The sequence below is a fragment of the Sinomicrobium soli genome (genome assembly GCF_003285545.1).
In the GTDB taxonomy this organism is placed as follows: Bacteria; Bacteroidota; Bacteroidia; order Flavobacteriales; family Flavobacteriaceae; genus Sinomicrobium.
Window position 1 is genome coordinate 36,232 of sequence record NZ_QLNV01000003.1, and the last position, 12,866, is coordinate 49,097.

The window sequence follows — 12,866 nt, forward strand, 5'->3', positions numbered from 1 at the left end:
GTACCGGTTCCGGCGGTGGTGTAAACAAAGACATGACCAAGGGATTTAAGACATAAAACCGATCGTCAGTTTGCAAACGGGGAAATGACGGAGAACCAAACGTTAAGAAAACAGCTGGTAGCTGTTTTTGGTGAAGGGGCCAGCTGGCGCATTGGCAACATAAAGGAACCGAAGGATAAAATTCGGACAGTTTCTAAATCTATTCGTGAGAAAACAAGAATATCATTCCTTCCCTGAAAAGCGGGGGATTTCACGGATCCCGCTGATTTTTCGGTTCCGGAGTTCCTAAGGCATGAAATTTGTAACGAATTTAAAAAAGATTTTTATTAACTTTATGTAAGGCCCCGTTTCCGGAGCTTCAGAAAAAATGCGAATTTTGCAACGACCACAGAACAACAGGTGTATATGACAGTAGTTATCGATACGGAAAAAGAAAACAAGGAAATTGCCAAGCAGTACAAGGAACTGTTGCGCATCAGTTATCAGACGCTGAGCGATGAAGACAAAAAACTCATCCGGAAAGCGTTTGACACTGCTGTCGATGCACATAAGGACCAGAGGCGAAAGAGCGGGGAGGCCTATATATTCCACCCTATTGCGGTAGCCAAGATCGTGGCTTCGGAAATTGGGCTGGATGCCACTTCTATCGCTGCTGCCCTGTTGCACGATGTGGTGGAGGATACCGATTATACCCTGGAGGATATCGAAAAAATGTTCGGAAAGACCGTAGCGGTCATTGTAGACGGGCTCACAAAAATATCGCACCTGAGCAAGGAAAAGGATATTTCACTACAGGCGGAGAACTTCCGCAAAATGCTGCTTACCCTCAACGACGATGTCAGGGTGATCATCATCAAGATCGCAGACCGGTTGCACAATATGCAGACCATGGCGTCGATGCCGGAGCATAAACAGGTTAAGATCGCCTCCGAAACCCTGTATATCTATGCCCCCCTGGCCCACCGGATAGGGCTTTACAACATAAAAACCGAGCTGGAAGATCTCGGCCTCAAATATACCGAACCGGAGGTATACAACGATATCCTCAACAAGGTGGAAGAGAGCAGGGAAGACCAGAAAGCTTATATAGAGGCCTTTTCGGATATCATACGGGAAAGCCTCGACAAGGAAGGACTGCATTACCAGATCAGGGGAAGGCCGAAGTCTATCTTTTCCATCAGGCGGAAAATGAAGGCGCAGAGTGTAAGTTATGACGAGGTTTACGACAAATTTGCCATCAGGATCATCTACAAATCGGATTCGGCCAATGAAAAATTCCTCGCGTGGAAAATATACTCCATCGTTACCGATCACTTCCGTCCCAATCCCGTACGCCTGCGCGACTGGATCTCTTCTCCGAAATCCACCGGTTACGAAGCGCTCCACATCACCGTAATGGGCCCCAAAGGACGCTGGGTGGAAGTACAGATACGCAGCGAACGCATGCATGAAATTGCCGAGAAGGGGTATGCGGCACACTTTAAATACAAACACGGAGACCAGAAAGAACAGGGTATAGAAATATGGCTGAACCGGTTGCAGGAAGCACTGGAAAACCCCAATGCCAACGCAGTGGATTTCGTGGAAGAGTTTAAACTCAACCTCTATTCGAAGGAAATTTTCGTCTTTACCCCCAAGGGAGAACTGAAATCACTGCCCAAAGGGGCTACTGCACTCGACTTTGCCTTTAACATCCATACCGAGGTGGGAATGCACACCCGGGGAGCACGGGTAAACAGCAAGCTGGTACCGTTGAGTTATACCCTTAAAAGCGGAGACCAGGTAGAGATCATTACCTCGGAACATTCGAAACCCAATGCAAACTGGCTGGATTACGCCACTACAGCCCGGGCAAGGGCCAAAATAAAGACCTCGCTGAAAGAGGACAAAAAGCTTATCGGGGAAGAGGGTAAGGAACTCCTGAGGCGAAAACTGAAGCAGCTCAAGATCACCCTGAACGAAAAGGTGGTGAACGAGCTGGTGGTTTATTTTAAGCTCAAGACCAGCCTGGACCTGTTCTTTCGTGTAGGTATAGGTACCATAGACAACCAGATGCTCAAGAATTTTGCATCGAACCGGACCAATACCTTTATCAATTTCTTTAAAAACCGTATCCGGAAAGTGCCTTCGGCCCCGCAGGAAGAGGTGGAAAAAGACGAGGTCACCGCAACCTATGACCTCCTGGTATTCGGCAAGGAAGAAGAAAAGCTCAGTTATAAGCTGGCCAGTTGCTGTAACCCGATCCCCGGAGATGACGTATTTGGTTTCATTACGGTCAACGAAGGGATCAAGGTGCATAAAAAGGACTGCCCCAATGCCATAGCCCTGCAGTCCAACTACGCCTATCGCATTATCCCTGCAAAATGGGTAGACTCCAGCCAGCAGGAATTTGTGGTCATGCTCGGACTGTCGGGGATCGATAATATCGGGCTGGTCAACAATGTGACCAGGGTCATTTCCAATAATATGCACGTAAACATGAAGAATATCAAGTTCGATTCCAACGACGGTATTTTTTCGGGCAAGATCACCGTGGTGGTCAAAAACAATACCATCCTCAAGAAACTTATAGATAATTTAAAGAAAATCAACGGAATAGATAAAGTTTCAAGATTATAACACCATATCGTCATCCCAAATTATCCCCGAATTTCTTACTGGCCTAAACAAAAATCTTTCCGTACCTTTGTAGCTTGACCGCTACCCGGGTACAGAAGGGATATGCTGTAAAATGCAATATTCCGGTCCGTGCGGGGTAGCTGATGATACATTTTAATATAAAAAAGTTAAAAAGGGAAAAACCGTTTCCCGTTACCTGTTTGTTTTTAGAATCTTACATATTTCACGAATTATCGGAATAAGAAGGTACGAAAAAAAAATATGTAAGTTTGTATGTTAATTTTTTGATGTCCTATGTTATGGCAAACGATACCACAAATAAGAAAAACCAGGAGATAGTAAAAAATGTCTTTACACGCTTCCTGGAAGATAACGGCCACAGGAAAACTCCGGAGCGTTATGCGATCCTGCAGGAAATCTACGACAGTGATGAACATTTTGATATAGAGTCGCTGTACATCAAGATGAAAAACAAGAATTACAGGGTGAGCCGGGCAACCCTGTACAATACCATAGAATTATTGCTGGAATGCGGACTGGCCAGAAAGCACCAGTTCGGGCAGAACCAGGCGCATTACGAGAAATCGTATTTCGACCGGCAGCACGACCATGTCATCCTTACCGATAGCGGGGAGGTCATGGAATTCTGTGATCCCCGTATTCAATCTATCAAGCAGACCATAGAAGAAGTATTCAATATCAAGATACACAACCACTCCCTGTATTTTTATGCTACCAGGGAAGAGGAAAAATCATAATTCGGAAAAAAGAGAAAAACGCAGTAAGGCCCCCTCGGGAACAACGGTAAGAGCCGTTATCATGTGAAAATTTCCCGAACGGAGGCCAGTATTTTGTATTAACATCAAGACCAGATAAACACAAGTAACACCATGGCAGTAGATTTACTACTCGGACTTCAATGGGGAGACGAGGGCAAAGGAAAGATTGTTGATGTACTCACCAGAAACTACGATATCATAGCCCGTTTCCAGGGCGGGCCCAATGCGGGACATACCCTTGAATTTGACGGTATAAAACACGTGCTCCGCACCATCCCTTCCGGAATCTTCCATCCCAGCGCTGTCAATGTTATCGGCAACGGCGTTGTCATAGACCCGGTAGTACTGGTCCAGGAGCTCGAGGGACTGGAAAAATTCGATATTGACTACAGGAGCAAACTGATCCTCTCCAGGAAAGCCCACCTTATCCTGCCAACACACCGGCTGCTGGATGCGGCTTCCGAAGCTTCAAAGGGAAAAGCCAAAATAGGCTCCACGCTAAAGGGGATAGGCCCTACCTATATGGACAAAACAGGTCGTAACGGCCTGCGTGTAGGCGACCTGGAACTCGATACGTTCGAAACGCGATACCGCGCCCTGGCCGAAAAGCACGAGACCATGATCCGCCATTACGAAGTAGACCTGGAATACGACCTGCCCGAAATGGAAGCGGAGTTTTTCAATGCCGTGGCCAAACTGAGGGAGCTGACTTTTATAGATAGTGAAGCCTATCTTAACGATGCCCTGAAACAGGACAGGAAAATCCTTGCCGAAGGTGCTCAGGGGTCGCTGCTGGATATCGATTTCGGTACTTACCCGTTTGTTACTTCTTCCAATACTACTGCTGCCGGGGCCTGTACCGGGCTTGGAATCGGCCCCAACCGTATCGGCGAGGTATACGGAATATTCAAGGCTTATACTACCCGTGTGGGCAGCGGCCCCTTCCCTACCGAACTGTTTGATGAGACGGGAGAACGTATGGCCAAAACAGGGAATGAATTCGGAGCGGTAACCGGACGCCCAAGACGTTGCGGGTGGCTCGATCTCGTAGCCCTTAAATACGCCGTACAGGTGAACGGTGTTACACAGCTCATGATGATGAAAGCCGATGTACTGTCTAAATTCGAAACCCTTAAAGTATGTACCGCATATGAATACAACGGGGAAGTAATAGAACATATGCCGTTTTCCATAGAAAAAGAAAATGTGACCCCCGTATATACCGAACTCAGGGGCTGGGACCAGGACCTTACGGAACTCACCTCGGCAGACCAGCTGCCACAGGAACTCCAGGATTATATCACCTTCCTGGAAAAGCATCTGGACGTTCCCGTAAAAATAGTATCCGTAGGCCCCGACAGGACACAGACCATATACCGGTAAACGGTTATTGTAATTCCGGGCCGGAGCCTCGATACATTCCTTTTTTAGTTCAGAGTTCGGAATGCAGGGTTATGCGTTCAAAACTGTAAGTTATCGTTAGTTTTACCATAAACTTTATGCTCCGTGCTCTGTCCTTCATCCTCCTTAAATTCCTCTTAAAAGCAGTCCCCCCTCTGCAAAAAAGATTATTTTTGACATAAATTCCAGAACGTGCCCGCATATTTGAAACACATAATTTACACTTTTGTATTTCTGTCGTCTCTCACTGCCCCGGCACAGGAAAAGGCAGAGAAGAAGGAAAAGATAAAAGTCGTTTACGGAGGGGTCTACAATGAAGACAACCAGAAATATCCCGGGGCTACCGTACTGACCAAAAAGGAACGGCAGGTGCAATTTGAGCACGAAGGGGTAGACCTCTGGTGCGATGTTGCCGTCTTATATCCCGGCGACAACCTGCTCAAGGCTTTTGGCAACGTATTCCTGCAACAGGGGGATACCCTTCAACTGAACAGCGGTTACCTGGAATACAGCGGTAACAGCAAACTGGCGATGGCAGAAAAGGAGGTGGTCCTTCAAAACCCCGACATGACCCTTACCACAGACAAGCTCTATTTCGACCGGAATATCCAGGAGGCCTATTACAACACCTCGGGTACCGTAGAAGACTCCACCAACGTGCTGACCAGCAAGGAAGGCAGATATTACCTGACCCCGAAAAAAGTCAAGTTTGTCAATGATGTTACGGTCACCAATCCCGACTACACGCTTCACTCGCTCCGGCTGGATTATTATACCACCACCAAACACGCCTATATGTTCGGCCCGTCTACCATCATCGGAAAAGATTACACCATATACTGCGAAAGGGGTTTTTACAAGACACAAAGCGAAGAGGGGTACTTTGTCAAGAATTCCCGGGTAGAATACAGTGACCGTATTATCAACGGGGACAGCCTTTATTTCAACAAACCCGACAATTTTGCATCGGCTACCAATAATATCAAAATAACCGACACCATCAACAAGGGGATCGTAAAAGGGCATTACGCTGAAGTATTCAAGGAAAAAGACTCCGTATTCATCACCAAACGCGCCGTGGCGGTAAACCAGATAGAGAACGATTCGATCTATATTCACGGGGATACCCTGATGGTTACGGGAGAACCGGAAAACCGTATTATCCGCGCTTATTACGACGCGAGGTTCTACAAGACTGACATGAGCGGAAAATGCGATTCCATACACTCTAACCAGAAAACCGGGATCACCCAGCTGATCAGGCGGCCGATACTATGGTCGGGCGAAACACAGATGACCGGAGACAGCATTAACCTGCTGAGCAACCCGGAAACCGAACAACTGGATTCGCTGAGGGTATGGGACAATGCCTTTGTCATACAGAAAGACACCCTGACCAAAAACGGCTATAACCAGATCAAGGGAAAAGAACTGCTGGGATATTTTGAAGAAAACGAACTCCGGGTGGTCGATATCATCAAGAATGCAGAATCCGTATACTATACCCGCAACGACAAACAGGAACTGATAGGTATCGACAAGCACGTGAGCGGTAACATACAGTTCACGCTTGCCGAGAATGAGATACAGGACATCTCGTATTTCATCAACCCGGATGCCGTGCTGTACCCCGAGACAGACCTGCCCGAAAATGCGAGAAAACTGAGGGGTTTTGTATGGTATGGTGACGAGATGATACGGACAAAGGAAGATATTTTTGACGAGAACGACAATAATATCGAACTCGTGAAGATCAGGGGGATCGACAATCCCATCGATATCGAGGCGGAGGAAGAAGAATACCGCAGGGCCATGATGGATTCCGTTCCGCAGCGGCTGCCTCCGAGGAAAGCCCCTCCGCAAACTTCCGGGCAGGGAAAAAGGGACAGTATCCCTCCTTCGACGGTTGACACGCTTGCCATAACAGGACAAAATGACAAAAACACCTCCGGTACCGGTACCACAGATACTACCGGTATCGACACTACGACGGTGAATACCTTTATAAGAGACAGTACCGGCATCCATATTCCCGATACAACGGCCACGGACACTCTTCCGGCCGCACCGGTTCCGGCAGACAGTACGGGTATCCCCCGGAAAACGGATTCGGTGCCTCCCGGTAAAAAACCGGTTCCGCTTCCCCCCGATCGCCAATCCGGGGAAACCACAAATCCGGAAGAAGAACCTCAGTAACATTGGACCAGTAGTGAGTAGTGAGTAGTGAGTAGTGAGTAGTGAGTAGTGAGTAATGAGTAGTGAGTAATGAGTAATGAGTAGTGAGTAATGAGTAATGAGTAGTGAGTTTAAGCTGACCATTAAGAACTACAAACTAAAAAACTAAAAAACCAAATGAAAAAGGATTTTTTACGTTACCAGGCACAGACCTCTCCCCACCCCATCGCACTGGAAGTAGCCCGGGCCGGGGGGAGTTATATTTACGATACCGAAGACAATGCCTATCTCGATTTTATTGCGGGAGTCTCTGCCAATACCCTGGGGCATGGTCATCCCAGGATAGTAGAAGCGGTAACACGGCAGGCGGCACACTACATGCATGTCATGGTATACGGGGAGTTTGTACAGGAACCGGCGGTGAAGCTGGCCAGGCTGCTGGCCGAAAACCTTCCCGGTCCCCTGGATACCACCTACCTGGTAAACTCCGGTACCGAGGCTACCGAAGGGGCGCTGAAACTGGCCAGGAAGGTTACGGGACGAACCGGGATCATCGCAGCACACCGGGCATATCACGGCAATACCCAGGGCTCCATGAGTGTCATGGGATATGAAGAAAGAAAACGGGCCTTCCGCCCGCTTATTCCCGGGAACAGGTTTATCACCTTTAACAAGGAGGAAGAGCTGCAAAAGATCACAGACAGGACGGCTGCCGTAATCCTGGAAACCATACAGGGTGGCGCCGGGTTTATCGTGCCGGAAGACAACTACCTGCAAAAAGTGAGAAAACGCTGCGACCAGACCGGGGCCCTGCTTATACTCGACGAGATACAGCCCGGTTTCGGAAGGACGGGAAAACTGTTTGGCTTTGAGCATTACGGCATTGTTCCGGATATCCTTGTTATGGGCAAGGGTATGGGAGGCGGAATGCCGGTCGGGGCCTTTACGGCTTCCGGAAAACACATGGCCCTTTTAACAGACAAACCCTTACTGGGGCATATCACGACGTTCGGCGGAAACCCCGTAATAGCGGCCGCCTGCCTGGCAACCCTGCAGGAACTTACGGAAACCTCCATCATGTCCGGCATACCCGCCAAAGAGGCTCTTTTCCGTTCTTTACTGGTACATCCGCTGATTTCGGAAGTACGCGGCAAAGGACTTATGCTTGCCATTATGACAGCTTCCGCGGAACTGGCAGCCCATATCATGCAAGAATCGCTGATGCGCGGCCTGCTGTTATTCGGGCTCTTGTTTGAAAGAAAAGCCGTGAGGATCACCCCTCCCCTCACCATTTCGGAAGCCGAAATACGACAGGGCTGCAACATCATACTGAACATCCTTGACGAATGGCACGATTGATGTTAACTACTTTGTTGATAACAAATACCCGCAGAGACCAGATTTTAGGGCATCAAGCCCTAAATTTATTATAGTGGAATTCTAAAAAAGCATGCTTATGCCATTTAGTTCTGACGAAGACCGGAATTTCCCCGTTTCGAAATTCGAATCCATGCTGAAAACCAATGATGTGTATTTTTTTGATGCTGATGATTTTGAGAATATCATACATCATTATCTGGATACCGGCAAAGTAGCTCTCGCCAAGAAAGCCATACAGATCGGCCTGGGGCAGCATACCTCCTCTACCAATCTGAAGCTGTTGCAGATCGAGGTGCTTATTTTCGAGAACAGGTTTGATGTCGCCGAAAAAATGCTCGATGAACTGGCAGCCCTGGAAACGTCTAACGAGGAGATCTATATCCAGCGTGCCAATATCTATTCCAAAAGGGACAAGCACGAAATGGCTATCCGCTTTCTCCGGGAAGCCCTGGCATACACCAGTGACAATGCCGATATCTATTCGCTCATAGGTATGGAATACCTTTTCCTGGACAAATATGCCGAGGCCAGGGATTGCTTTATAAAATGCCTCGACGAAGATCCCGAAGACTATTCGGCCCTTTACAATGTCATTTACTGCTTTGATTTCCTGGAAGACCACGACGGTGCGATAAGCTACCTGAACTCCTACCTGGAATACAATCCGTACAGCGAGGTGGGATGGCACCAGGCAGGCAAGCAGTACTTTCAGAAGAAAATGCTTAAAGAGGCGCTCGCGGCCTTTGATTTTGCGATTATTTCCGACGATACTTTCGTAGGGGCATACCTGGAAAAAGGAAAGGTTCTGGAAAAAATGGGCCGCTACGGGGAAGCCATAGAAAATTACGAGCTCACCCTGCGCCTGGACGACCCCACCTCGTTTGCATACCTCAGAATGGGGAAATGTTACGAAAAACTGGGCAATGACAACGAAGCCAAAAAGTACTATTACAAAACGGTGCACGAAGACCCCCTGCTGGATAAGGGATGGATTGCCATTACCGATTTTTACCTGAAACAGCTCAACTATCAGAAAGCAAAATACTACATCAACAAAGCACTTCACATAGACAGTGAGAATATCACCTACTGGAAGCGGTCGGCAGAGATCAACAGGGAACTCCATCTCTACGAAGAAGCCGATATATCCTATCAGAAAACCATAGAGCTCGGAAACTACGAACTCGATACCTGGACTTCCTGGTGTGATATCCTCATCAAGATCGGGGAGTATGAAAACGCCGTTCATGTCCTGCTCCAGGCGCTGGAATTCTACCCTAAGGAAGCCCTGCTGGAATACCGTATCTCCGGACTGTATTTCCTGTTGACAGACCCCCTTAAAGGCCAGCAGCACCTGAAACGTGCCCTTGCGGAAAACTTTGACCAGCATGCAGTTATCAAGGAGCTTTTCCCGGTCGTGTTCCGGTCGAAAACCGTTAAGAGTATTATAACAGATTTTAAAAAGGCTTCTATCTGAGAAACTGTCTAAAAATGCCTATTTTTGTTCACCAAAGAACAGAAAATGCGCAGAAAACCTTTAGATTATTTCTTTGTGACCCTTAAGGGAATGGCCATGGGAGCCGCCGATGTGGTACCGGGGGTTTCGGGAGGAACCATTGCCTTTATATCCGGCATTTACGAAGAACTGATAAGCGCTATTAACAGCATTAAACTGTCTTCCCTGAAAATATGGAAGACGGCAGGCTTTAAAGCCATGTGGAACAGCTTTAACGGAAATTTTCTGCTGGCACTGGTTACCGGCATAGCCATCAGCATATTTTCCCTGGCCCGGCTTATTACCTGGCTGCTCGAAACACATCCCATAGCCGTCTGGTCGTTCTTTTTCGGTCTCGTCGTAGCCAGTATCTATATCATAGGAAGGCAGATCTCTTCCTGGTCTGCCGGCGTCATCACGGCAGTACTGGCAGGTGCCGCCCTTTCCTATTACATTACCATTGCCCACCCGGTAAGCTCTCCCGACAGTTACCCCTATCTTTTTCTCTCCGGGTTTATCGCCATTATCGCCATGATACTCCCGGGAATATCCGGGGCGTTCATATTACTCTTAATGGGGTCGTACAGCATTGTCATGAACACCATAAACCTGCTCAGGGAAGGAATTTTTCAGGGCGATCTCCAGGTGGCGGGACAGGCTTTCAGCAAAATGGCTGTCTTCGGGATCGGGGCGGTCATGGGCCTGAAGGTATTCTCGGGAATACTCAACTGGATGTTCAAACACCACAAGAATACGACCCTTGCCCTGCTGACGGGTTTTATGATAGGGTCGCTCAACAAGATATGGCCCTGGAAGGAAACCCTGTCATGGCGGATCAATTCGCATAACGAACAGGTACCCCTGCTGCAAAAAAGCATTTCTCCCTTTCACTTTGAAGGTGACAACCAGGTGTTCCTCGCCGTATTTGTGGCCATAGCCGGGTTCCTCACCATATACCTGCTGGAAAGAATCGCCGTAAAAGCTCAAAAGGCAGATGAATAGTGCCAGAACATTAGGCGATAAGATCTTCCTGGTGGTCAAGGGCCTGGCCATGGGGGCTGCCAACAAGGTTCCCGGAGTGTCCGGAGGTATTGTTGCCTTTGTTGCAGGTTTCTATGAGGAGTTCATCTACTCCCTCCAGAAAATAAACCTCAAAGCCTTCAGGTTACTTATAAATGGCAGGTTTGTCTCTTTCTACCGCTATATCAACGGAAAGTTCCTGGGCCTGCTGATACTGGGTATGCTCATAAGCTATTTCAGTGTTTCCCGTATTCTCGATTATTTCATAGCGAAAAAGGAACTCTATGTATGGGCTGCATTCTTCGGAATGATCATCGGGTCTATCTACTATATCTCAAAGGGATTTCAATGGAACCGCAAAACGGTACTCTGGGCTGTTCTGGGGCTGGTGTCGGGGGTATCCATCAGTTTCCTGAACCCGGCTCGGGAAAACACCAACCTGGTCTTCGTATTCCTCTGTGGTATCATCAGTGTGTCGGGAATGACACTTCCGGGCCTTTCCGGGTCGTTTATCCTTATTCTGCTGGGCAACTATGTCCTGCTCCTGGTAGATTCGGTAAACGCCCTTTATTTTACCATGTCGGAAATATTCACCGGTGATTTTTCCTTTGTGAATGACCCGGACCGCATGGATATGCTTACGATTCTCGTCGTATTCACCCTGGGGTCGGCCACCGGGCTGGTCACGCTGTCTCACCTGCTCAACTACGTCCTCAAACACTACCGCAATGTCACTACGGCCATTATCATAGGGTTTATTTCAGGATCATTGGGCGTGGTATGGCCCTGGAAGCGCACCGTGTTCCGTACAGATGCATCCGGCAGCGTCCTGCTCGACAGCGAAGGCCATCCCATTATCCTGAATTACCAGAGGTACGTTCCCGATTTTTCCGGCCGGGAGACCTGGATCGCCATTGCTTTTATTATATTTGGGGTACTTGTTGTTCTGGGGCTCGACTGGTACGGCCGGCGCTCGCGGAAGATCAGATAGACCAATAATTTACAGGGGATAGCCCCGAAATATCACTATTACGTTATGCCATTATTCGGACTTGTCGGAAAAAACATTTCATACTCCTTCTCACAGGTATACTTCAGGGAGAAATTTCAGAAACTGCAGCTTCAGGATCATTCCTACACAAATTTCGATATCCCAGAAATAGGGGAATTCCCTTTACTGGTAAAAAGACATCCCGACCTCGGCGGAATGAACGTCACCATCCCGTACAAGGAGGCGGTTATCCCCTATCTGTCTGCGCTCAGTGACAAGGCTAAACGCATAGGGGCGGTCAATGTCATCAAGGTATCCCGATCCGGGCTCACCGGTTACAACACCGACTATTACGGTTTCCTGGCCTCCCTGCAACCCCTGCTCCAGCCCCATCACAGGAATGCACTTATCCTGGGTACGGGAGGAGCTTCCAAAGCCATTGCTTTCAGCCTCGAGGAGCTGGGCATAGCCTATACTTTCGTATCCCGGAGCCCCGCTCCGCAGCAACTCTCCTATAAAGACCTCGACAGGGAGATCATGGAAAAATACAGCATCGTCATAAACTGCAGTCCCATAGGCACATTTCCCGACACCGGACGGAAACCCGATATCCCTTACGAACATATAGGCAGGGGACATCTGCTGTACGACCTGATATACAACCCTTCGGAAACGGCCTTCCTCAGGGAAGGCAGGAACAGGGGGGCCGCCACGAGCAACGGGTTAAAGATGCTGGAACTGCAGGCGGAAAAAGCCTGGGAAATCTGGAACAGCCCGGAACAGCAGAACAAATAGCTGCATCTCCCTTCCGCCGCAGGGAAATACCCCGGCAGGAACAGCTTTCAAAAGTACCTTATCATCCCTTTTAAAGCAGTACAGGCTACTTTTCCCGGAATATATCCCGGTCGAAAATTTGCTGTTTTACACGCTCGTAAAAGCCGTAAAAGTTTTGCCAATTTCCCAGTTGTTAGTATCTTTCACATTCTAAAGCAATGATGAACCTTAA

At 48.3% G+C, this 12,866-nt stretch carries 9 protein-coding genes; all 9 read left to right on the top strand.

All coding sequences use genetic code 11. The features are described from left to right. Window positions 1–405 precede the first annotated feature (405 nt). The 9 genes from DN748_RS04070 (at window position 406) to DN748_RS04110 (ending at window position 12,655) form a co-directional block, all read left to right on the top strand. On the top strand, window positions 406–2,619 hold the full coding sequence (locus DN748_RS04070; protein WP_112370508.1) for a RelA/SpoT family protein: 2,214 nt from the start codon (window positions 406–408) through the stop codon (window positions 2,617–2,619). A 299-nt stretch (window positions 2,620–2,918) separates the two neighbouring features. Further along, window positions 2,919–3,377: a Fur family transcriptional regulator gene (locus DN748_RS04075; RefSeq protein ID WP_112370799.1), complete on the top strand. Its 459-nt coding sequence runs from the start codon at window positions 2,919–2,921 to the stop codon at window positions 3,375–3,377. Between the two features lie 132 nt (window positions 3,378–3,509). Beyond that, window positions 3,510–4,781 (top strand): adenylosuccinate synthase, encoded by a 1,272-nt coding sequence (locus tag DN748_RS04080; protein ID WP_112370509.1) that lies wholly within the window; start codon window positions 3,510–3,512, stop codon window positions 4,779–4,781. Between the two features lie 222 nt (window positions 4,782–5,003). Beyond that, complete coding sequence (locus DN748_RS04085; protein WP_112370800.1) at window positions 5,004–6,995, top strand: OstA-like protein; 1,992 nt, start codon at window positions 5,004–5,006, stop codon at window positions 6,993–6,995. Window positions 6,996–7,151: 156 nt separating this feature from the next. Next, the gene (locus DN748_RS04090; RefSeq protein ID WP_112370510.1) at window positions 7,152–8,333 is read left to right on the top strand and encodes an aspartate aminotransferase family protein; all 1,182 of its coding nucleotides are present in this window, start codon (window positions 7,152–7,154) and stop codon (window positions 8,331–8,333) included. 97 nt (window positions 8,334–8,430) lie between these two features. Further along, window positions 8,431–9,831: a tetratricopeptide repeat protein gene (locus tag DN748_RS04095; RefSeq protein ID WP_112370511.1), complete on the top strand. Its 1,401-nt coding sequence runs from the start codon at window positions 8,431–8,433 to the stop codon at window positions 9,829–9,831. Between the two features lie 24 nt (window positions 9,832–9,855). Then, a complete protein-coding gene (locus tag DN748_RS04100; protein ID WP_317047401.1) occupies window positions 9,856–10,851 on the top strand; it encodes a DUF368 domain-containing protein in 996 nt (331 codons plus the stop codon). After that, window positions 10,844–11,860, top strand: a complete 1,017-nt coding sequence (locus DN748_RS04105; RefSeq protein WP_112370512.1) for a DUF368 domain-containing protein — start codon at window positions 10,844–10,846, stop codon at window positions 11,858–11,860. Before DN748_RS04100 ends, DN748_RS04105 begins: the two co-directional genes overlap by 8 nt. 45 nt (window positions 11,861–11,905) lie before the next feature. Then, window positions 11,906–12,655 carry a shikimate dehydrogenase family protein gene (locus DN748_RS04110; RefSeq protein WP_112370513.1) on the top strand — a complete coding sequence of 250 codons (750 nt, stop codon included), beginning with the start codon at window positions 11,906–11,908 and terminating at the stop codon, window positions 12,653–12,655. The last annotated feature ends 211 nt before the right edge of the window (window positions 12,656–12,866 follow it).

Bases quoted from the DNA above. Each gene is read 5' to 3' on its own strand.
- DN748_RS04070 (WP_112370508.1), top strand. From the start codon at position 406: ATGACAGTAGTTATCGATACGGAAAAAGAAAACAAGGAAATTGCCAAG.
- DN748_RS04080 (WP_112370509.1), top strand. From the start codon at position 3,510: ATGGCAGTAGATTTACTACTCGGACTTCAATGGGGAGACGAGGGCAAA.
- DN748_RS04110 (WP_112370513.1), top strand. From the start codon at position 11,906: ATGCCATTATTCGGACTTGTCGGAAAAAACATTTCATACTCCTTCTCA.
- DN748_RS04075 (WP_112370799.1), top strand. From the start codon at position 2,919: ATGGCAAACGATACCACAAATAAGAAAAACCAGGAGATAGTAAAAAAT.
- DN748_RS04090 (WP_112370510.1), top strand. From the start codon at position 7,152: ATGAAAAAGGATTTTTTACGTTACCAGGCACAGACCTCTCCCCACCCC.
- DN748_RS04095 (WP_112370511.1), top strand. From the start codon at position 8,431: ATGCCATTTAGTTCTGACGAAGACCGGAATTTCCCCGTTTCGAAATTC.
- DN748_RS04105 (WP_112370512.1), top strand. From the start codon at position 10,844: ATGAATAGTGCCAGAACATTAGGCGATAAGATCTTCCTGGTGGTCAAG.